Source organism: Yinghuangia sp. YIM S09857, assembly GCF_051388915.1.
GTDB lineage: Bacteria > Actinomycetota > Actinomycetes > Streptomycetales > Streptomycetaceae > Yinghuangia.
This window is the reverse complement of the sequence record NZ_JBPKBH010000019.1, coordinates 19,008-40,885: the sequence shown is the minus strand read 5'-3', so window position 1 is coordinate 40,885 and position 21,878 is coordinate 19,008. Positions and strand designations below refer to the sequence as shown.

The following is a 21,878-nucleotide window of genomic DNA, read 5'->3' as shown; positions in this document are numbered from 1 at the left end:
GACCACGGTTGCCGTGGTCGGGGCGCCAACGTGTTGGCCGATGGTCTTGTGTGGGTGCTGTGTCGGCGAACTACCAGGTGCCGATGGGGGATTCCCAGGTGGCGATGCCGTTGTTGAGGGGGTCGCTGGCGTCACCGGGCTTGGCGGTGAAGAGCCAACTGATCCAACGGCTGTTGCCGTAGTTGTAGAGGGTGATGACGTCGTCGTGTCCGTCGCCGTTGGTGTCGCCGGTGTGCGGGACGGAGGCTTGCGCGTACCAGCCCTTGGCCTGGGTGCGGTGGCCCTGGACGGGCGTGCCGAGGCTTCCGCTGGTGTTGGCGGGGAAGATCCACAGGCCCATGACGCCGTCGGTGTAGTCGTATTCGACGACGAGGTCGGCGCGTCCGTCGCCGTTGATGTCGCCTGCGGTGACCTGCATGGCGCTGTGCCACCAGGCGTTGGTGCCGCTGGCCCAGCCGGTGATGGTGAACGTGGGGTAGGTGCCGCTGGTGTCGGCGAGGGCGGTGAAGGTCTTGAGGGTGTGGTCGTCGTAGATGTAGGTGCCGATGATGTCGGCGCGTCCGTCGCCGTTGCTGTCGCCGAGGGCGAAGTGGGACTGGTCGGTGTACCACCAGCCGGCCTGGGGGACTTCGTAGCTCTTGACGGGTGCGTTGAAGGTGCCGTCGGCCTTGGCGGTGAAGGTGTGGGTGGAGAACCGGCCGTCGGCGGTGCCCTGGACGGCGACGAGTTCGTCGGCGCCGGTGCCGTCGGTGTTGCCGGCCATCAGGGTGGTACGCGCCCAGTCCCAGCCGGTGGCCTGTTCCCAACTGCCGATGTTGTTGTTGAAGCCGCCGTCTGTGCGGGCGGTGAAGGTGTGGAGCTTCACGCGGCCGTCGCCGTACTTGTAGAACGCGGCGATGTCGTCGCGGCCGTCGTTGTTGAAGTCGCCGGCGACCCACTTGGCGCTGGTGATCCACCAGTTGTTCGCGGCGACCTTCCACGACTCGAACGGCACGGACGCGCCGCCGGTGGGCGTGCTCAGGCTGGTCCACAGCCCGGCCGCGCCGCCCTGGTAGTCGACGACGGTGGCCAGGTCGTCGCGGCCGTCGCCGTTGAAGTCGCCGGTGACTGTGAGGTGCGCTGTCGGGGTCTCACCTGCGGTGTAGGTGTGGTCGGCGGCGGTGTTGGTGGAACGGGTCCAACGGATGTATCCGTTCTCGAAGTCGGAGCGTGTGCCGCCGGCGACGGCGTACTCGTCCGATTTCGGGTAGCCCAACGGTCCGGTGCCCCAGCCCGTGGCTCCCCAGCGGCTGCGGACGCTGTCGTTGATGGCGTACGTGCCGTACTGCGGGGTCCAGTGGATGGAGGCGTTATTGGCGAAGTTGACGTACTTGCTGCGCCCGTCCCCGGTGGCGAGGACTCCGGTTACGGGGTTGCCGAAGGCGGTCTGGGTGGCGGGGAGCAAGGAGCGGTACTTCGCGAGCAACGGTCCGCACAACTGCTGGCCGCCTACGGTCTCGCAGGTAGTCCAGGAGCTGGCGGAGATGGTGACCGGTGCACTGAACTGGTTTCCACCAGACGGGGTTTGGCCCATCATGCGGACCAGTGAGCCGTCGGCGGTGATGCCCCACAGGTCGATGCGCTTGTCGTTGTCGAAGTCGCCTTCGGAGGACAGCGTGGGGTAGGCGGCCCGGGTGAACCCGGTGCCGATCTGGGTGCGGGTGCCGCCTGCGCCGAGGGACTGCGGGGTGGCGATGCCGTCGGCGGTCTTGGTGTTGAGGTACTGGTAGAGCGTGCCGGTGGCGTTGTGGCGGGCCCACAGGTCCGCCAGGCCGTCGGCCTCAAGGGGGCCGGTGGGGCCGTCGGGGTCGACGTCGCCGGGCGCGATGAGGGTGTAGTCCTGCCAGCCGCCCTGGCCGAGGAGGATGGGGTTCCTGAGTTGGCCGACCAGGGAGCTGCCCGGGAACAGCCACAGACGGCGGAGGTTGTCCTCGGCGCGTTCGACGGTGATCAGGTCGGGTCGGCCGTCGCCGGTGGCGTCGCCGATGGCGAGGACCTGCTCGACGCTGGACCAGTCGGCACTGTTGTACGGCGCGCACGGGTCACCGCAGTCGGCGGGTGAGGGGCGGCGGTCGATGCCTTGTCCGGAGTTCCGCGTGGTGAAGTAGAGGTTGCCGTTGGCGCCGAGGCCGTCCGCGTTGTGGCTGTTCTTGTACTGGAACAGCAGCGGGGATTCGGGCCGGTGGACGAACAGGTCGTCGGCGGTGGAACCGTTGCCGCCGCGGTGAGACGTCTGCACGCCGTTCCAGCCGGGGCCGGTGCCGGTCTCCTGTCCGGGGGAGAGGGGGCTGTTGGCCTTGTCGCTGGCCTTGGCCTTGCCGGGCGCGGTGCCGCCGATCCAGTGCAGCCACAGGTCACCGGCGCCGTCGGGCACCAACAGGTCGGGGTATCCGTCCTTGGTGATGTCGCCGTAGGTGACGCCGGCTGCGGCGTCGGAGGGGACGTAGAAGACGTAGTTGTACACCGAGGAGCGGTTGCCGGCGGCGTCGACGGCCTGGACGGTCAGGGTGTTGGTGCCCCAGATGCTGGGTGTGAGCGTGAACGTGGCCTGGCCGTTCGTGGCGGGGACGGAGTCGTTGCCGCCGCCGACGGACAGGGTGCCGCCGAGGCTGTACTCGAACTTCTGCACGCCGGTGCCGACATCGGTGGCGGACAGCGTGAAACTGCCTGGCTGATTGGCCTTCTTCCCCCCGCCGGCGACGGGGAAGTCGGTGGATGTCACGGCGAGGTTGGTGGGCGAGGTGCCGTCGATGACGAAGGTGCACGAGGGCGCCCACGCGGAGCGGCTCAGGTCGTCGTCGGACTGGACGGACCACCAGTACTTGCGGCCGGGTTCGAGCTGGCCGATCGCGACGTCGACGGTGGTTCCGGTGTTCACCCAGGCGCTGGTGCCGGACGCGGCGACGGGGCCGCCGTCATAGTCCTTGGAGACGGAGAAGTGCCCGCGGACCACGGTGTTGTCCGGGTCGGAGAGCTTGGCGCGCAGGTGGATGCCGCCGGTTGCCGGGTTGGTGATGCCGATGAACCCGGTCTCCGTGCCGGCGCAGCCCTGCAAGACGGTGCCGTCCGCGCGGGTGGGCGCGGGCTGTGCGTTGAGGTCGGCCGGGGTGTTGGGGACGCTGTTGTAGGTCACCGACAGGGTGGTGTTGCGGGCGAACCGCTTGAACCCGACGGCGCTGGCGGACCCTTCCAAGCTGACGGTGACGTTCGGCCAGTGGGCACGTTCGCGGATCTCGCCGGTGACGTCGAACTCGACCGGCAGGTTGCCGCAGTCCTGGGTCTGCTTGTTGGGGTTGAACGACCCGCCGGCCGTGCGTGAGCCCCAGGTATCCAGGACACCGGGCCGGGTGCCCCAGGTGGTCCCGGCGTGGATGCCCTGGGTGAGCTTGAGGGTCAGCGGGTGCTGCGCGGTGCAGGACCAGTCGGAGGAGAAGACCTCCGTGGCGGTCAGTGTGGCCTTGTTGATGACCTTTCCGGCGAGATTGACGGGGTCATTGGCCGGGCTGACGTCGACCTGCCAGTAGGCGATCTGCTGCCCCATACCAGGGTCCCACCCCTGGTACCCCACACCGAGGTTGTCGTTGGGCTCCTTGTAGTGGGGAGTGGTCTCGTACGCCTGCTGGACGTACGCCCAGGCCGAACTGCCGCGCCCCACCGAGATCCAGGTGGGGTCGATGTAGACGGGGAAGCGGGTGTCCGCCGCGGTGAGCAGTTCCTGGTCCGGGGTCAGGGTGAGAGCGTTGCCCCCGACGTGCGCCTCCAGGGGCGCGACCTTCGCTCCGGTTCCGGGCCCCTCCTCCGAGGAAGCGGGCGCGGAGGCCTCCGGCAGCGGGGTGTCGTCGGTCGCGGCCGAGACGGCGGACGGATCTCCCGACGTCGACGGGGACGCCGCGGTTGCGTTGGTGGAGGAGTCCCACATCATCGGCGCCGGGGCCTGGAAGACCGGGGCCCCGGCGGCGTCGACGGCGCGCAGGTTACCGGCGGCGTCCTCGGCGAGGGTCACCCCTTCGGCTTGAGTTCCGAGCTTGAGCGACGCGAGCTGCGGGTTCTTCGCCGCGCTGGCGGTTTTGACGACTAGGACGTGGGAGAACGCGCCGCTGGTGTCGGCGGTGACCTTGAGGTCGACGTCCGGCAGCACGTTCGCGTACACCGCGGTGTTGCCGAGGAGTTGGGGGGCGGGCAGCGCGGTGGGCCAGGTGAACGCGAGCTTGCTGCCGCGGTCGTTCATCGTCGCCATCGGGGCGGCCCCGCCGCCGGACAGCACCAGGTCGGTCGTGGTGGCCTTCGGTCGGACCGCGCCGCTGGCGTCCTTGGCGAGGGTGGCGTCCAGGTCCCGCCACGTCGCGCCCTGCTGCACGCGGACCGGGGCGGCCCGCCGGGTCAGCGAAAACGTCCCGTCGGGGTTGGCCAGGACGTCGTCCGTCTCGGTCATCAACTCCGGTACGGGGACCGGCTTTCCGGTGCGCTTGGCCTCGGCGGCGGCCCGCGCTTCGCCGCTGGTGACCGTCTCCGGCGACGGGCCCTCGACGGTCGGCGCGGCGGCCGGGGCTGCTCCCTGGGCCCCAGCGGATGCCGGGGCGGCGGCCGTGGCGGTGGCGGGCAGGGCGGCGACCAACCCCGCCGTCAAGGCGGTGCTGACGAGGATCGCCGCACCTGTGGGACGGCGCGGACCGCGTCTGCGCAAACCCCTCATAGGGACTCCTAGTTGACGCTGAGCAAAGGTCGCCGGACCGTAGCCGGACGATGTTCAGCGGAGCAACGGAACCGCTCACAGGGAATGTGATCCGCGTCACTTGTCTAGACCACTGGAGTCACACCAGACCCACCGCCCTCCGCCTCACATCATTTTCAACTCGGGCAAAAGTCTGGTTTCCGCCGCACGTACGCGACCGTACGTGACGCGTGAGCTGCAGAAAGTTCCCCGGTGCGAGATTGGTCACTGTTGTCTGTGTGGTGACTTTGTCGATACGTTCCGGCGCACTTCTGGATCTTCGTCGGGGGCGTCTCATGCTCGCTGGTTCTCGTCGTCGTGCGTCCAAGCAGCGGACAGCAGCACGGCGCGGCGCGTTGTCGGTGCTGGTCGCGTTGGCGCTGCTGTCGCAAGGCTCGGTGGCGCAGGCGCTGTCCGACTGGAAGCCGGAAGACCCCACGGTCTGGTCGCCCGGCGACCTACCCGAGACCGCGTCGGTCGGCGGCGCCGACGCCAAACTGCCGCCCGCACCCGCGCCCCGCAGCGACGGAGCCAAACCGTGGGTCCCGCACGCATCCGCATGGCCCAAGACCACCGAGGCCCAAGTGGCGCTGGCCGCCGCACCGTTGGCGCCGAAGGGCCCCCAGGCATCACCGTTCGCTGCGAACGGTCCGGCGATGCCGCACGGCAAGGTCGCCGGCCTCCCGGTGTGGATCACCTCCGCAGACGCCACATCCGCCGTCAACGGCCTGTTCGAGGCCTCCCCGGCCGCCACCGGCCAGGTCCGCGTCCAGGTCGCCGACAAGCAGACCGGCGAACGCGCAGGCGTCACCGGCCTGATGCTCACCGTCCACCCAGCCGACAACGCGGCCAAGGGCAGGGTGAAGGTCGGCGTGGACTACGCGGCGATCCGCGGCGCGTTCGGTGCCGACTGGGGCTCCCGCGTCCGGCTCGTGACCCTGCCCGAATGCGCGCTCACCACCCCGGAATTGGAGCAGTGCCGAGTTCAGACGCCGCTGCCGTCGGTCAACGACGCGGACGTCTCCCAGGTCGTCGCCGACGTCGACCTCTCCGCGCTCGCCACCCCGGCGACGGCGGGCCGCACCGCGCCGACCGGCGGGGCGATGGTGCTCGCCGCCACCGCGGGCGCCTCGGGCCCGGCCGGTGACTTCGGCGCGACGAGTCTGTCCTCGACCGGATCCTGGTCGCAGACCGGCGCGACGGGCTCGTTCACCTGGAACTACCCCCTGGGCATGCCCGCCGTGCCAGGCGGCCCCATCCCGAATGTCTCGCTCGGCTACAACAGCGCGGCCGTGGACGGCCGTACCGCCTCGACCAACGCCCAATCGTCGTGGGTCGGCGACGGCTTCGACTACAACCCCGGTTTCGTCGAACGCTCCAACAAGCCGTGCCGCCAAGACGGGCAGACCACCAGCAGCGACCAGTGCTGGAGCAACAACCAGGTCCTGACTGCCTCGTTTGCCGGCAAGGGCGGTCAACTGGTCCGCGACGACACCACCGGCACCTGGAAGCTCCAAGGCGACGACGCCACCCGCGTCGAGCGGCTGACCGGCGCGAACAACGGCGACCAGGGCACCGCGGGCGCGAACGGCGACGTCGGCGAGCACTGGAAGATCACCACCCCGGACGGCACGCAGTACTTCTTCGGCGTCAACCACCGCCCCGGCGGCAATGGCACCGACGCCGCGACCAACTCCGCCTGGACCGTCCCGGTGTACGGCAACAACCCCGGTGAGCCGTGCTACAACGCGAACTTCGAGCAGGCGTCCTGCGCGCAGGCGTGGCGGTGGAACCTCGACTACGTCATCGACGCCAGCGGCGGCCTGGCCACCTACACCTACGTCGCCGAGACGAACTACTACTCCCGCGGCACCGCCCGCACCCTCACCTCCTACGTCCGCGGCGGCCACCTGGAATCGATCGCCTTCGGGCAGAAGACCACCGACGCGTTCACCGCCCTGCCGCCCGCCAAGGTCGTCTTCACCACCGCGGAGCGCTGCCTGCCGGTGACCGGCGGATTCACCTGCGACCCGGCCCAGCGCAAGGCCAACCCCACCAAGTGGCCCGACACCCCCGTCGACCAGGAGTGCGCCGCCACCGGCACCTGCAACAGCGTCTCCCCGACGTTCTTCACCACGCACCGCCTGACCGCCGTCACCACCCAGTCCCTGATCGGCGGGGCGCTCAAGGACGTCGACACCTGGGAGCTGACCCACTCCTTCCCCGACCCGGGGGACACCACCAGCCCCTCGATGTGGCTGGACTCGGTCACCCACACCGGCAAGGACGGCACCGCGATCAAGCTGCCGCCGACCACGTTCACCGGCCAGCTCATGAACAACCGCGTCGACCACGCCGGCGACGACCGCCCGGCGATGAACCGCCGCCGCATGACCACCATCACCGGCGAGTCCGGAGCCCAGACCAACATCACCTACGCCCCCGCCGACTGCGCCAAGGGCCACCTCCCGGCATCCCCGGACACCAACACCAAGCGCTGCATCCCGGTCTACTGGTCCCTCGATCCGATCAAGGACCCGACCCTGGACTGGTTCCACAAGTACGTGGTCGCACAGATCGACGAAGTCGACGCCCGCGCGCTCAGCCCCGCCCGCTCCACGCGCTACGAATACGTCGGCCCGGCCTACTGGCACCGCGACGACTCCGAACTCACCGAGGCCAAGTACCGTACCTGGAACGACTTCCGCGGCTACCGCGAAGTCATCACCCGCGCCGGCATGGCCCCGGCGCCCATCACCAAGTCCTCCACGCTCTACTACACCGGCATGGACGGCGACACCAAAGCCGACGGCACCCCCAAGCCCCCGGCCACGGTCACCGACTCCAGCGGCGGAACCGTCCCCGACACCGACGTCCTGGCCGGCATGGCCCGCGAGGCGCGCGTCTACAACGGCGACACCGCGGCGATGACCTCAGCCGCCGTCACCGACTACTGGACCTCAGGCGTCACCGCACGCCGCGCCCGCACCGGACTGCCGGACCTGACAGCCAAGCTCGTCCGCACCGGCGCAACCCACTCCCGCGTGCTGCTGGCCGACGGCACCTGGCGCAAGGCCGACACGACGACGACCTACGACGCGTACGGCATGCCCGCCACCGTCCACAACCGCGCCGACGGCGTACCCAGCACCTGCAAGACCAGCCACTACGCACGCAACACCACCACCTGGATCCTCGACCGCACCTCCGAAGAGATCGACGTCGTCGGCGACTGCGGCACCCTGCCGGGCGCCGCCACCACGATCTCCCACACCCGCGCCTTCTTCGACAAGCAGGCGCTCGGCGTCCTCAACGGCCCCGGCGAAATCACCACAGGCCAGGAAATCGAGCGCTACGACGGCGCCGGGCAACCCGTATTCATCACCGCGGACGAGTCCACCTACGACACCTACGGCCGCCCGCTCACCGAAAAGGACGCCACCGGAGCGACCACCACCACCGTCTACACCCCCGCCACCGGCGCCGCACCCACCACCGTCAAGACCACCGACGTCAAGGGCTTCGAGACCACCACCACCTACCAGCCCGCCCGCGGACTCGCCGTCAAGGTCGTCGACCCCAACGGCCGCACCACCGAGGCGACGTACGACGCCCTCGGCCGCACCACCGCGGTGTGGAAGCCCGGCCGCGCCAAGTCCGCGTCCGCGAGCGTCACCTACACCTACGTGCTCTCGCAGACCGCCACCAGCTCGGTCACCACCAAGACCCTGCGGGGCAACCAGACGTACTTCGTCTCCCACGAGATCCTCGACAGCTTCCTCAAGACCCGCCAGACCCAACAGACCCCGGCCGACAACTCCACCGGCCGCGTCGTCAGCGACACCTTCTACGACAGCCTCGGCCGCGTCGTGAAGACCAACAACGCCTACTACAACACCGCCGGACCCTCCACCACGCTGTTCACCGCCAACGACAACGAAGTCCCCGGCCAGACCGGCACCTTCTACGACGGCATGGGCCGAACTGTCGCGACCACGTTCTCCCACAAGGGCAACGAGCAGTGGCGCACCACCACCGCCTACCCCGGCGCCGACCGCACCGACGTGACGCCACCGGCCGGCAAGGTCCCGACCACGACCATCGTGGACGCCCGCGGCAAAACGAACGAACTGCGCCAGTACAAGGCCGACACCCCCACCGGCGCATACGACACCACCCGCTACACCTACGACCGCCGCGGCGACCTGGAGACCGTCGTCGACCCTGCCGGCAACACCTGGACGTACACCTACGACCTGCGCGGCCGCAAAGTCCAGACCGACGACCCGGACGCCGGCACCTCGACCACGGCGTACGACAGCGCCGACCGGATCACCTCCACCACCGACGCCCGCGGCAAGACCGTCGCCACCAAGTACGACGAACTCTCCCGCGTCACCGGCACCTTCGACGGCTCCCTGGCAGGGCCGCAACTGACCGGCTACCTCTACGACACCGTCGCCAAGGGGCAGATCACCTCCTCGACCCGCTACGTCGGCGGCGCGACCGGCGCCGCCTACACCACGCGGATCAACAGCTACGACATCGGCTACCGGCCCACCAGCACCAGCACCGTCATCCCCGCCGTCGAAGGCAAGCTGCAAGGCACCTACACCACCACCACCGCGTACGACGCCATCACCGGCAACCCGGACTACACCGACCGGCCCGCCGCAGGCGGACTCCCCGCCGAGACCGTCGAGTTCGGCTACAACGCCAACGGCCTGCTCGAAGGCAGCGGCGGCGACTTCACCTACCTGCACACCGCCAACTACGACCCGTTCGGCCGCGCCACCCGCTACACCATGGGCATCACCCCCAAGCAGGCCGTCTTCACCAACACCTGGGACGACGCCACCGGACGCCTGCTCAACACCTCCCTCGCCAAGGAAGGCGGCGCGTACGCGGTCGACACCACCGCCTACACCTACAAGCCGTCCGGCGACGTCACCTCAATCACCACCGTCCAGGACAACGGCACCCCCGACCGGCAGTGCTTCGCCTACGACTACCAGCAGCGCCTGACCGAGGCCTGGACCGACGAGGGCTCCACCAGCACCCTGCCCTCGCCGTCCGTCCCCGGCATCGGCGCCTGCGTCAACGGCGCCCCCGCACCGGCCAGCGTCGGCGGCCCCAACCCGTACTGGCAGACCTTCAGCTACGACGTCGTCGGCAACCGCACCCAGCTCGTCAACCACGACCCGGCCGGAACCACCGCCAACGACACCACCATCACCCAGACCTACCCCGCCCCCGGAACCCCGCAGCCGCACACCGTCACCGGCGTCACCACCACGACCCCGGCGGGAACCCAGGGCGCCGCGTACACCTACGACCAAGCCGGCAACACCCTGACCCGCACCGGGCCCTCCGGCTCCCAGGTCCTCACCTGGAACACCGAAGGCAAGATCGACACGATCAAGACCAGCGAAGCCGCCGCACCCACCTCGTTCGTGTACGCCAGCGACGGCAGCGAACTCATCCGCCGCGACCCCGGCAAGACCACCCTCCTCCTCGGCGGCGACGAGATCGTCCTCGACACTGCGGCGAACACCGTCAGCGGAACCCGCTACTACTCAACCGGCGGCGGCCCCACCGTCGTGCGCACCAGCACCGGACAGCGCAGCTACCTCGCCGCCGACCACCACGGCACCAACACCACCAACATCGACGCCACCACCCAGGCCGTCATCCGCCGCTCCATGAAGCCGTTCGGCGAGGAGCGCACCGCCCAGCCCGGCAACTGGCCCGGCCAGAAGGGCTTCGTCGGCGGCACCGTCGACATCACCACCGGCCTGACCACCCTCGGCGCCCGCCAATACGACAACCAGCTCGGCCGGTTCCTGTCCATCGACCCGATCATGGACCTGTCCGACCCGCAGCAGATCAACGGCTACAGCTACGGCAACAACAACCCCACCACGCTGTCCGACCCCACCGGGCTGCGCCCCAACGACTTCGACAACGCCGGTATGGCCCCGTCCAACCCCGGCAACATCGGCTACGTCTACGAAGGCAGCGGCAGTTGGGGCGTTGTCGACTACGGCAAGCCCGCCGCCATCGCGGTAGTCCCCGAGGGCATCGTCACCGTGCCCTCCTACTACCCCGGCCGTGTGGGCAAGCCCCCGGCCCCGCTGACCCCGCGGTTCACGCCGTACCCGAAGCCCAAGACCGACAACAGCAACTGGTCCAAGTTCAAGGGCGCCGTCAAGAAGACCATCAAGGTCGCCGACAGCTTCCTCGGCGTCAGCGAGACCATCAAGAACGTCAGCAAGTGCGTTTTCAACGCCGGCGGCGGCAGCCGCTCCTCCGCCTGCGGCCAAATCGTCATCGACGTTGCCATATCCGCCGCCACAGGCGGAGCCGGCCGGATCGCCGCCAACGTCACCGCCAAGGTCGCCGAAAAAATCGGCAAGGAAGCCGCCCAAGAACTCATGCAGACCGCGCTCGGCTGCGCGGTTCCCGGACGCAACAGCTTCCCCGGCGCCACACCGGTCCTTCTCGCCGACGGCACCCGCAAGGCCATCAGCGACATCCGGATCGGTGACCAGGTCACCGCCACTGACCCCCTCACCGGCGAGACCAGCGCCGAGCGCGTCGCCGACGTCATCGTCACCCACACCGACAAGGACTACACCGACGTCACCGTCGCCACCTCCAACGGCGTCGAGACCATCACCTCCACCACCCACCACCCCTACTGGAACCACACCACCCAACTCTGGACCGACGCCGGCGACCTCAAGCCCGGCGACCAACTCCGCCAACCCAACGGTGAACTCCTCACCGTCCTCGTCACTCGCAACTACAACCAGACCATCACGACGTACAACCTCACCGTCGAACGCGTACACACCTACTATGTATCCGGGCATGCCGTATCCGTCTTGGTGCACAACACAAACGGAGCATCAAGCGAGATTTGCCAGTATGCAAACAACCTTCCACGAGGGCAGGGTATTGACGCAGCGTCGAGGATGACCACCACTGATGGCCAGGAGTACTTCGCGCATAACATGAACCGCTCGAGCCCCGGCGCGACTGACTACGACACTGACCAAATAATCAACCGGGCGGGAGGGCACCATATGGGATGTGCAGAGATCGGCTGCATCGACGATGCTGTGATCGCAGGTAGCCCACTCTCAGGGGGTGTCATGGAAACCGTGCACGTCGCACCGGGAACGCAGTGGCACCTTATGCCGTTCCCCGCCTGTGCTTCCTGCCGCCCGGTGCTGACTAACCTCAACATCTATCCACTAAATGGGTGAAGCGGCATGTACGACCCCGAGAAGTCAGATTATTGGCAGCAGCTCCATGATCTCGACGGGACAGAAGAAATCAGTGCGCTATTGGCGCAGATCTGCGATCCCGATGATCTGGATTCCCCGTTTGCAGTCCGAGAGCTCCGGCGGCTTGTCTGCCACCAGCGGGCCGCCATATCTCGGGAGACCGCGTACGTTCTACCACTCCTATTGGAGATCGCAAAAGCTCGCGCATCCACCGCTCATAGTGATGTCGTGGATCTCATAGCAGCTATCCTGGAATGCGCGTCATCCTGGAGAAGGGCTCGCGAGCGTGCAGCAGTCGAGTACAAGGAGAACTACGACTATCGAGTCCGCTGGGAGCATGCGTTGGCGAGCACGGTCCGTGCCTTGGACGCGGAAATCCGCTCGCTATTCAGCCCGGTGGGGCCGATACTTCCTAATGACCGCATGCGGGTGCAACAGGCGTACGCTAATTACCTGACCAATGAGGAAGCGTGTAACTCCTAATTCGAATCCCGTAGGGAAATCACCGAGGCAAGTGATCAACCAACGGTCGTGAGTGTGTGTTCGGCTGCGAAGCCGCAGGTGAGCGGGCCAAAGACGGATGCATCGATGGCGGTCTTGGGCGGCTCCGACGGGGCTTTTCGATGGTTCCTGGCGGAGGCATCGGCTGTGGCCGCTGACCTCGGCGGCCGCGACGGCCCCAGTCGAGTCCAAGGTCATGACCAGTGTGGTGTTTATCGTGAAGGTGGCCGTCACCTGCTTGGTGGGCACGTTGTCGAGCCAGTCAGATGGATGGTGATTTCCGCTGGCCCGCCCTGGTCGAAAACCCGGCTACCGCGCTTGACCTGCGGTTGCATACGGCCGGCTGATACTCGTTGAGGCGTCCTTTCAGGGTTCGGCGACGGCATATCCGGTCGCGTGGAGCCGGAAATGCGAGCACGTTTCCGGTCGTCGTCGGGGGAGCGCAAGTTTAGTCCGTCGCCCTGGTGGCTACGTCCGGCGTCGTAGTGCTCGACGTAGGTGCCGAGGACCGTGCTCAGGTGGTGTTCACCGGTGACGAGGAGCCGGTCGATGCACTCGCGGCGGGCGGAGGCAATCCAGCGTTCAGCAAATGCGTTCATCGGCGGTGCCTGGGGCGCGGTGGGTAGGACGTCGATACCGACTGAGGAGAACACCGCGTCGAACACGTCCGTGACCTTCGCGTCCCGGTTTGGGATGGTGCTCGGTGCCATCGAGGCCTGCGGCGCGGTCGCGTGCGGGCTGGACGGCCCAGGCGCCGGTCGGGTGCGCGGTGCGATGACGAACGTGGCGTACAGCCGCTTGAGCGTCACGGTGTCGACGTCGAAGAAGTCGACGGAGAGGAGCGATTTGGCCTGCGCCGGCAGGAACGTGCGCCACATGTCGTCGCGTCGGCCGGCGGCGGACCTTGCGTGCGCGCAGGATCCTGCGGATCGTGGACGCGGCTACGCGGTGCCCCAGGCGTCGCAGTTCGCCCTGGATCCGCACGACGCCCCAGATCCGGTTCTCCGTCGCGAACGGCACGATCAACGCGACCACCACATGGGGGATGGGCGGTCGGCCCGGTGGGCGCGGGCTGCCGCCACCGCGCGGCGAGCAGGCGGCGGTGCCGGCGCAGCAGCGTGCCGGGCGTCACGGTCAGGTGCGCCCGCAGCGTCACCGGCGGCACGTCTGGGGGTCAAGGGGTCGCAGGTTCAAATCCTGTCGTCCCGACGGTGTTTATCCAGGTCAGGGGCATGATCGCGATTCGCGGCCATGCCCCTGACGGCGTTCTGGGAGCCGGATGGGAGGGGCGTTCCTCCCACTACCGTGTCAAGCCGCGTCAGACTCCGCCGAACGGAGACGACCCCTTGACGCCGGGCCAAGCGCGCGGCCGCCACCGGTCTCGGGGCGGCGTTCCTGCTTCCGGGCGGCCTTGTCCTTCTTCTTCCCCTTGGCCTTGCCTGTGCCCTCGGCTGCGGGCTTCGCCCGGCCCGCCGCGCCGATCGCGGGCGTTTCCGGGTGGGCCTGTTCCCAGGTGCGTTGCCAGCGTTTCTCCATGTTCTTCACGATCCGCTTCACCAGCCGCTCGGACACGTGCCCGTAGACGTCCTGGAGCTTGTCCGGGACGTGGTGCCCGAGTCGGCGGGCGCGGGCGACGTCCACGATGCCGTCGTCGATCATCCAGGTGTTGTGCGAGTGCCGCAGCCCATGGAACGTCAGCCCCGGCTTGACCGGGCCCCATCCACGCCGGCCGTCGCCGTTGACCGCGGGCCGCCAGTACCGCCGGGAGAACGTCGACCGGCGCCACCACCCGCCGCCGGGGCTGGTGAACACCACCCCGTCTACGGCTTGTTGCGCCCCGTCCGGGTTGGTGGTGGTCAACCCGTTGGCGGCGTGCTGCCGTTCGGCTTCCAGCAGCTTGACCAGGAACGGCGGGATCGCGATCTCCCGCGCCGACTCCGCGGTCTTCGGCGGCCCGACGAAGCACCGCCCGTTGATCTCGTGCAACGACCCGGCCTCCGGGTGCACAGTGATCACGCCCCGGACCAGGTCCACGTGCGGCCACCGCAGCCCGGTGGTCTCACCCCACCGCATGCCCGTGTAGGCGGCGGTGAGCACCATCACGTACGCGTTCGAGCCGGCCAGTTCCCGGATCCGCTCGGCGACGGCGAGGACGTCGCGGGGTTCGGCCCACACGGGTGCGGGCTTCTTGACCCGTGCCCGTCGCCCGCGCCGCCTGCCGGTGGCGGGGTTGGCGGTGATGAGTCCTTCGTCGACGGCGTCGGCGAGGATCATCGACAGCAGTTTGGTGATGTGCGTGACCGTCGTGGGCGCGTACGTCGCGCCGAGGCTGTTCCGCCAGATCCGCACCGCGGAGCGGGTGATCGCCGCCAACTCGGTGTCGCCCCAGCGGGGGAGGAGGTGGTTGCGCAGGATGCTCTCGTACATGCTGCGGGTCTCCTCGCCGACGTCGAGGGTCTTGCGCCAGGTGTCCACCCAGTCCCGCACCGGAGTGTGGCCGAGCGCGGGGTCGGCGAACGTGCCCTGGCGCTGCTCGGCGTTGATCTCGTCCGCGCGGTCGTCCGCCGCGTCCTTGTCGGGGTAGCCGTTCTCCGAGCCGAGGGTGCCGTCGTCCTTGAGGTAACGCACCCGCCAAGTGCTGCCGTGCTTCTCGGACCAAGCCATAGGAAAGATCCCCTCCCAGGGAACTTGGGGTCGCCCCGACACCGCGACAACGCACCGCCGGTGTGGGGCCGGTCGCCGACGATGGACGCTCCACTCGGCCCGCCCTGGCAAGTCCGGTGCCCGGCACCGGAGTTCTGGTCGGGGGAGCGGCCGAACCGGACTATCGGGCGCGGCGGTTGCGGCGGCCGCGGCGCGGTTCGGTGCGTCCGGCGGCGATGATGTCGGCCAGGTCCTGCTCGGAGAACCTCAGATGCCGCCCGACGAAGGTGCACGGGACCACCCGCGCGGACACCTTCGCCCGCAGCCACGACTCCCGCACCTGCAACCGGGCCGCGGCCTGCGCCGGCGTCAGCAACAACACGGCACCCGGGTGGGGCCTGTCGGGGGAGTCGTCTGTGGGGGAAGGGAGTTCACTGCGCTCCGCGTTGTCGCGCACCACGGCCTCCGCGAGGGTGAGGCGGCCCATCAGGGCCGAACGAAACCGTCACCCTCTACGGAGGAATCCCGACCCGGAAACGACACACGCACGGGAACTTTGAGGGACTTCGTCGCTGCTCGGTTCGCAGCGTCCCGGTCAGACCGCGTACGGCGCACGACGCCGGTGTCGGCTCGGGGCCGGGCGTGGGCGATGCCCCACGCGTGCAATAAATAGCAGGCCCAAGCAAGCTCTTGTCAGAACCAGCGCAACAGCCAGCACCCAACGGCCGGGGGTTCCGCACCCCAAAGCCTCAACGGGCCAGGGCGCAGAGATCTACGCAAGTGATGGGGAAACTGGCGAATCCGAGGGGTGTTTCGACTGTCATTTCCGGACTCGCTGGGGGTTCCGAACTCCGGTTACTGGTGGGGGTCGATGCCGCTCCAGCAAAGAAGATGGGAGTACTCGGGTAGGGAGCTCGTGGGAACCCGTCGCGAGGGTGGCGAGTATGGCAGTAACTGCATTCAGAGATGATCCTTGGGTGTCGGCACGACGTGCGCGTCTCCGGTGCCGGTCCAATGCCCCAGGATGAGCCAGAGCTCGTAATGCAGGAGCCAGGCCGAGGTCCACGGCAGGATCGTGTCCGAGAGGAGCATGTCCTCCTTCCACTCCCCGGGCAGGTACAAGCACAGGGTTCCGTCGGCATAGACGTGCGGCAGCGATGTGGAGTCCGGATGCATCGTCAACGGCGGATCGATGATGGTCACGCGAGGTCGGCGCCGGTGTCGGTATGCGAGCCGGACGGTGTACTTCTTGCACGCGGGGGCGGGCTGCAGGGTGAGAGTGCAGACGAGTTCGCCGCGGCGCACGGTCACCTCGGCATTGGGGACGACCGCTTTGATCGCCGCCGCTTGGTGGCCGAGGTTAACCGCGCGGGCCGGGATGCTGGCCATAGAAGGTGTTCGGCTTCCTACGGGGGCCGGCGGCTGATGTAGAGAGGCGCCCCGTGGCGCCCATCCGTTGGCCTGTGGGTGCCTTCAGGCGGGCTGCGTATCGCTCGTACGAGCGCGTGACGGGGACCGCGTCGAAGGACTTGGCGAGGTGGGCGTAGACGGCGTCCAAGCCCTTCGATTCCATGACGGACAGGCTGTCCATGGTGGTGCTGATCTCGTTGAACCACGAGAAGAAGCCCTTGCGCCGCTCGGGGTACTCATTCCATTTGTCGGCGAAGTTCTCCTCTTCGTGGGCGGGGTTGGCGACCCACCATCGACCGTCGCGGTTCTCGATGAATCCCTTCATCGAGGCAAGGACGTTGCGGACTGCGGTGAACAGGTCGTCCTCGCCGCGATACGCGTACCCGGCGAGTGTTGTCAAGAGGATGGATGGCGGCCGGTTGTCGGTGTCGTCGGCGAAGTACAGCATGCAGTGCCACTTGAGGACCTGTACGAGGCGCTGCAGGGTGCTGCGGATGTGATGCTCGGGGACCTTCGCGACGTTGGCGAGCCGCTTTTCGACGAACGTGCGGGACTGCTCGGACTGTGTGCGGAACCAGTCGGCGTAGCCGAGGGGGTTGCTGTGCTGCCACTTGTGGAGGTTCTTGTCCGTCAGGAGGATGCCGGTGGGCGGGTGCTCCTGGTCGGGGATGGCGGGCAGGACGTCGAGGTGGAAGCCGGGGTATCCGAGGGTCCAGCAGCGGCGGCGAGACTCGAGGGTGTCCGGGCCGTCGGTGTGGCCTTGGCGGAGCTTCGAGCGCCGGTAGGCGATGAGCTTGTTCCCCACCTCCTGCTTGAGCTCTGCTTTCGACGTGCTGTCCTTGTCCAGCGGGAGCCGACAGACGAGGTCGATGTCGTACTCGCCGCTCGGTGTGCCGGGGCGGATCACGGTGCCGAGGAGGAAGGAGCCCTGGGGGAAGATCTCCCATCCGGGGCTGCCGTTCTCTGCGAGCCAGTTCCCGACGTCTTCGTAGCGCCCGACCGCGGTGTCGTAGAGGTCGGGCGAGATGTCGAGGACCTCGACGGCGCCGTCGAGGAGCATGGACAGCATTTGTTCGAGCGAGTCGGTGGAGTCTCGCATCTGGTGGAGCGCGTTCACGTCATTCCTTACGAGCGGGGTAGAGGGGCGCGTACGCCGGTGCTTGGTGGTCGCAGAAGAGACGGTGGACGGCCGGGGAGGCGTCGCGGCTCACGTGTCCGGCGAGTCCCGAGAGGGTATGGATGTCGACCTTGTCCAGGGCGACGGCGCCTGTGGGCACTGTCGGGTTGAGGCGCAGCACGTTGTCCTTGCCGACGAAGTGGCGTACCTGCTTCGCGGCGCTCTCGCTCTGGACGCGCATGAGTACCTCAACGGCGTCGCCCGCCCAGGGCAGCAAGCCGCCGCCGTCGAGGCGGCGGTGGCGGTGGCGGACGTCGGTGGTGGTCCCGAGGCTGAACACCCGGATCGCGTCCAGCGGGACGGACAGCGGGCCCACGGCCTCGGTCAGCGCGACCATGACCGGGTTGTTCGCCCAGACCCCGCCGTCGACGAGTCGGGCGCCGTCCAGCGGCATTCCGGGCAGGTAGGTCGGCGCGGCGGAGGTGGCGAGCGCGACGGTGACGGCCTTCTCGCGCCAGTCCCGCTTGAGGTTAGGCAGGTGCGGGGTCCGGAAGAGGTACACGTCGTCGGCGGCGATGTTGTAGGAGGTGATCACCAGGCGTTTGGTGCTCTCTCCGAAGGTCCGGTCGCCGAATACCTCGGTGAGGGCCGCGCGCAGCGGTTCCGTGGCGTACTTGGCGCGGACGAGGTGCCTGAGGCCGCGTAGGCGGCTGCGGTCCCGGAAGATGCGCGGCCCGTGCTCGGTGTAGAACTCGAGGATCTGCTGCGGGGACAGTCCGAGGCCGAGGCCCAGCGCGATGATGCCGCCGGTCGAGGTGCCAGCGATCAGGTCGAAGTGGTCGGTGATGCGGACATCAAGGTCCTTTTCGAGGCGGGCCAGCACAGCGGCAGAGAACATGCCACGGAAGCCGCCGCCGTCGAGGGCGAGTATCTGAAAACGCCTCGTCAGTGCAACCGCCCCCGAATCGTGGGTTCCTGGGAGGTTCCGCTTTGCGGGTAGGGCCTCCGCGATTAACACACTTCCGTGCAGATTTCCACGCGTGAGTCATCAGAAGCTGTTGCCTCCAGGCCCTGGCACCTGGGCGGCAACTGTGCTCCGCCAGGGTTGGGCCGCCGGTCGAGCCAGTCACCGATCCCCGGCTCGGCCCGGGACTACGAGATTTCCAATGCCGCGTTGTATTGGCCGTCGGTGCGGTCGTAGACGACGAGATCGGGGTGGACGTTGGCATCGTGCACGCGGCCGATAGCCACCGCCACGGAAACGGGCACGGCGGCCAGTACGTGCAGACGCCGCAGGTTCTTGTGGCCGGCTTCCAGTTCGGAGAGGAACAGCCGGAGGACGGAGGTGAACTCGTCGAGTGCGGAGAGCGAGTTGATGACGTCAACAGCCGGGGTGAGGTCTTGCAGGCTGATCGTCCAGCGAGGCAGCCCGCTGAGGGGTTCGGGGAGTTCTCCCGCCTGGATAGTTCCCGAGATGTTCAACAGCAGCACCCCCTCCGGCGCGGTGGGCGAAGGACTGAGGTGGGATTCGGTGGTGAAGCGTACGGTCGCTTCCGAACTGTTCGGCCAGCACCAGGATTCAGTGCGGCGGTGTCGCTGGTAGATGGAGACGCTGAAAGTGTCGTCCAGGCGAGAGCCAAAATAGACGAGCAGTGGCAGGCGGGCGAAGGCGAAAACGCTGACGTGCTGCACCGAGTCCTCGCGCAGTGCATCGGCGAGCTTGTGTTCAAGGACTCGGTCGATCTGCAGTCGGCATTGCTCCCAGTAGGCGAGTCCGCCTGTCTGCTCACCGGGCACATGGCGCAGATCGATCTCGAAGCCGTCGCCGTGCAAGCTGAGTGGAAAATCCGGGAATCGCTCTTCGGAGCGGATGACCGCCTCGGCGGCGGTGGGTTTCGTGAGCTCGACCTCTTGGCCACGTACCTGCCCGATCAACCGGATCACCACCGTGCCAGCTTCAGTGTTCAGGCCTGTCAGCCGTCGGATCCATGCCTCTCGATCGCTTTTGATACGTCGCAACCGCTCGACCGTCATGACGTTCAGAGAGCCCTTGCGGTCGATTTCGTTGTGCTCGCCGCGGCACAACAGCATCAGGTTGTCCGCCAGGTCCCGCTTGTCCTTCGGCAAGGGGTCCATGCCGCGAGGTGAATCCGGTGTCGATTCCTGTCCAACAATATGGGCGAGTTCTCCAAGAGTGAACTCTTGGTAGGTGAGCTTGCCCTCAAGCAGATAGGCGCCACACAGTTCGCAGCGCCCGCCAGCGCGGACCCAGACTTTGAGCCGCTCCACTTCAGGGATCGACTTGCGCACCACGGGTGGACTCCCCTCGGTACTGCGTCGGTCCAGACCGGGTTGACCTCGACGCCTCATGCTTCATGTGCTGCATCTCCGGTGCTACCGCGCCTTCCGTCGGCGTATGGGCAGTCTGCCTCGATCGCCCGGCGGTTCGCGACACTACAGCTCTTGCGGTACGAAATGGTGATGCGGTCCGCTGTGAGCGTGTGGAAGCGCCACGATGTGGGTTCCTGACATCGGCGTGGCGAGGTGCATGCCGAGAAACGTCGTGAGTGTGGCGGCAACGGCCGCTAGGTCGGCTGAGGAGCCGTGGAAGGTTGGGACGGAGCAACCGCGGGTCGGTGTCAGTTCGTCGCCGCCTTCTGCGTCCCGCCACAGGGGGTGATACAGCTCGAGTCGAGGGTCCTCGAGCACGGATGCGCCTGCCAACGCGTCCAGGGTGTACGGCCCTTGGGTTGTTCCCGGGGCGGAGACGGTGAGGATGCCCAGCGTCCCGGTGCGGGTATCCGTGGCGAACTGGGCGAGGGTTGCCTTTCGGTGTCGGGTACGCGCGAGGACGTCGAGGAGCTGCCCGACCGCCAGGCTGACGGTGGCGTCGATGACGACGTCGGCCTCAGCCACGATCTGTTCGCTGGCCTCGGGGAGCATGCCCTCTGCGACCTCGACAGTCAGGTTGTCGTTGATATTGCGCAGCCTGTCGGCGAGTGCGGCGGCCTTGGCAGAGCCGATATCGGGCTCGAGGTAGTTCTGCCGGACGAGCACTCCGCCCGTGACCACGCTGGGATCACACAATGTGATGTGGGCGGCTCCAGCGCGCGCGATGAACTCGGCCGTCCAGGATCCGATCCCTCCGCAACCCCAGATGTGGATGCGTTTGCCCCGGTAGTTGGCGACGGGGCGGTTTTCGTCCCGTCGGGTCGTGACGGCATCCCGTTCGTCGGACACTCGGCACCATTCGATCGGGAGATTCGGGTTCACCGCGCTGGGCGTGAGGCTGCTGAGGGAACCGGGCTGCCGCTGCGCACGAGCGCGCAGCTCGTTCGCGGCGCTTGCGGGAATCCGGCCCGCGAGCAGATGGGGTGGCCCGCCTGCGGGATGAGGTACGGCCAGGAGGAAGTACTGGGGAGTGTTCTCAGCGTTTCGCACCACGCTGGTCACGAGCGAGGTCAGCACGGCTGGGGCGAACGGGCTTGTCGCGGCGCCGGCCGTCGGCCCATCGATCTGTTGCAGGAGCTGGAGGAGTGTGGTGCCGGCTCCCATCGGCAGCGGCGCGGGGGTGGTGATGACCGGCAGGCGTGCCGCCGGGTGATCTTGTGGGGAGAAAACAAGATCCAGACGTTGGGGAGCCCTGGAGGCTAGGTACCCGACCTGCACCCGCTTTTCGGGCACCGGTTCACGTACGACGATGGTGGGGGCGCCCGTTGACTGATGCAGGACGCCGCCGACCGCGTGGTACAGGGCAGTCGAAGCGTCGAAACGGTTGCCAGCTGCGTCGCTGAGCCAGTTCCACAGGCGGTTGAGGCACGAGCGAATGCCCTCGGCCGGGTTCCACTCCCGTGCGGGGTCCAAATACAGGCACAGCCGATGGCCCATCAGGACGTGGGGGGCGCCGATGAACCGTGCGTGCGCGACGTCGACCTGCGGGGAAAGCAGCGGGGAGGAGGGGATTCGTAGTATGAACCGCTCGTGCGGGTCAAGCTGGATTCCTCCCTCCATGGAGATGATCTCCCTGGTGTCGATCTCGATCTGTACCACGAGGGCGCCGTCGTCCGTACGGTCAGGCGCTCCCACCACCCGCAGCGTCCCGGGCTGTTCCGACGTGATCACGCGGAGATCCCCAAGCGCCTGGCGCTGCCATGGAGTGGCAGCG

Annotated in this window: 11 protein-coding genes; 2 read left to right on the top strand and 9 right to left on the bottom strand. The window is 67.9% G+C overall.

The features are described 5' to 3' along the window. Positions 1–70 precede the first annotated feature (70 nt). Positions 71–4,732, bottom strand: a complete 4,662-nt coding sequence (locus ACRX5S_RS31175) for a hypothetical protein (protein ID WP_436776509.1) — start codon at positions 4,730–4,732, stop codon at positions 71–73. 314 nt (positions 4,733–5,046) lie between these two features. On the opposite strand from ACRX5S_RS31175, the gene ACRX5S_RS31170 reads away from it, so the two are divergent. Together ACRX5S_RS31170 and ACRX5S_RS31165 are read left to right on the top strand one after the other, a co-directional pair. Further along, a complete protein-coding gene (locus tag ACRX5S_RS31170; protein WP_436776508.1) occupies positions 5,047–12,021 on the top strand; it encodes a polymorphic toxin-type HINT domain-containing protein in 6,975 nt (2,324 codons plus the stop codon). 6 nt (positions 12,022–12,027) lie between these two features. Next, positions 12,028–12,525, top strand: coding sequence for a hypothetical protein (locus tag ACRX5S_RS31165; RefSeq protein WP_436776507.1), 498 nt, complete (start codon positions 12,028–12,030; stop codon positions 12,523–12,525). 248 nt (positions 12,526–12,773) lie between these two features. On the opposite strand, the gene ACRX5S_RS31160 is transcribed toward ACRX5S_RS31165, so the two are convergent. From ACRX5S_RS31160 to ACRX5S_RS31125, 8 genes are all read right to left on the bottom strand, one after another. Then, on the bottom strand, positions 12,774–13,421 hold the full coding sequence (locus ACRX5S_RS31160; protein WP_436776506.1) for an integrase core domain-containing protein: 648 nt from the start codon (positions 13,419–13,421) through the stop codon (positions 12,774–12,776). Positions 13,422–13,851: 430 nt separating this feature from the next. Beyond that, a complete protein-coding gene (locus ACRX5S_RS31155; RefSeq protein WP_436776505.1) occupies positions 13,852–15,207 on the bottom strand; it encodes a tyrosine-type recombinase/integrase in 1,356 nt (451 codons plus the stop codon). 160 nt (positions 15,208–15,367) lie between these two features. After that, on the bottom strand, positions 15,368–15,673 hold the full coding sequence (locus tag ACRX5S_RS31150) for a helix-turn-helix domain-containing protein (RefSeq protein ID WP_436776504.1): 306 nt from the start codon (positions 15,671–15,673) through the stop codon (positions 15,368–15,370). 473 nt (positions 15,674–16,146) lie between these two features. Then, entirely contained in the window at positions 16,147–16,575 is a 429-nt protein-coding gene (locus tag ACRX5S_RS31145; RefSeq protein WP_436776503.1) for a hypothetical protein, read from the bottom strand. Next, entirely contained in the window at positions 16,547–17,713 is a 1,167-nt protein-coding gene (locus ACRX5S_RS31140) for a cyclic GMP-AMP synthase DncV-like nucleotidyltransferase (RefSeq protein ID WP_436776502.1), read from the bottom strand. The genes ACRX5S_RS31145 and ACRX5S_RS31140 overlap by 29 nt, the downstream gene beginning before the upstream one ends. A gap of 1 nt (position 17,714) precedes the next feature. Continuing rightward, positions 17,715–18,731 carry a CBASS cGAMP-activated phospholipase gene (locus ACRX5S_RS31135; RefSeq protein ID WP_436776501.1) on the bottom strand — a complete coding sequence of 339 codons (1,017 nt, stop codon included), beginning with the start codon at positions 18,729–18,731 and terminating at the stop codon, positions 17,715–17,717. A 134-nt stretch (positions 18,732–18,865) separates the two neighbouring features. Next, on the bottom strand, positions 18,866–20,026 hold the full coding sequence (locus ACRX5S_RS31130) for an SAVED domain-containing protein (protein ID WP_436776500.1): 1,161 nt from the start codon (positions 20,024–20,026) through the stop codon (positions 18,866–18,868). A 141-nt stretch (positions 20,027–20,167) separates the two neighbouring features. Further along, positions 20,168–21,878, bottom strand: a 1,711-nt coding sequence (locus ACRX5S_RS31125) for a ThiF family adenylyltransferase (protein WP_436776499.1), incomplete at its 5' end; no start/stop codon positions are given.

Bases quoted from the DNA above. Each gene is read 5' to 3' on its own strand.
- ACRX5S_RS31175 (WP_436776509.1), bottom strand. From the start codon at position 4,732: ATGAGGGGTTTGCGCAGACGCGGTCCGCGCCGTCCCACAGGTGCGGCG.
- ACRX5S_RS31170 (WP_436776508.1), top strand. From the start codon at position 5,047: ATGCTCGCTGGTTCTCGTCGTCGTGCGTCCAAGCAGCGGACAGCAGCA.
- ACRX5S_RS31165 (WP_436776507.1), top strand. From the start codon at position 12,028: ATGTACGACCCCGAGAAGTCAGATTATTGGCAGCAGCTCCATGATCTC.
- ACRX5S_RS31160 (WP_436776506.1), bottom strand. From the start codon at position 13,421: ATGTGGCGCACGTTCCTGCCGGCGCAGGCCAAATCGCTCCTCTCCGTC.
- ACRX5S_RS31155 (WP_436776505.1), bottom strand. From the start codon at position 15,207: ATGGCTTGGTCCGAGAAGCACGGCAGCACTTGGCGGGTGCGTTACCTC.
- ACRX5S_RS31150 (WP_436776504.1), bottom strand. From the start codon at position 15,673: ATGGGCCGCCTCACCCTCGCGGAGGCCGTGGTGCGCGACAACGCGGAG.
- ACRX5S_RS31145 (WP_436776503.1), bottom strand. From the start codon at position 16,575: ATGGCCAGCATCCCGGCCCGCGCGGTTAACCTCGGCCACCAAGCGGCG.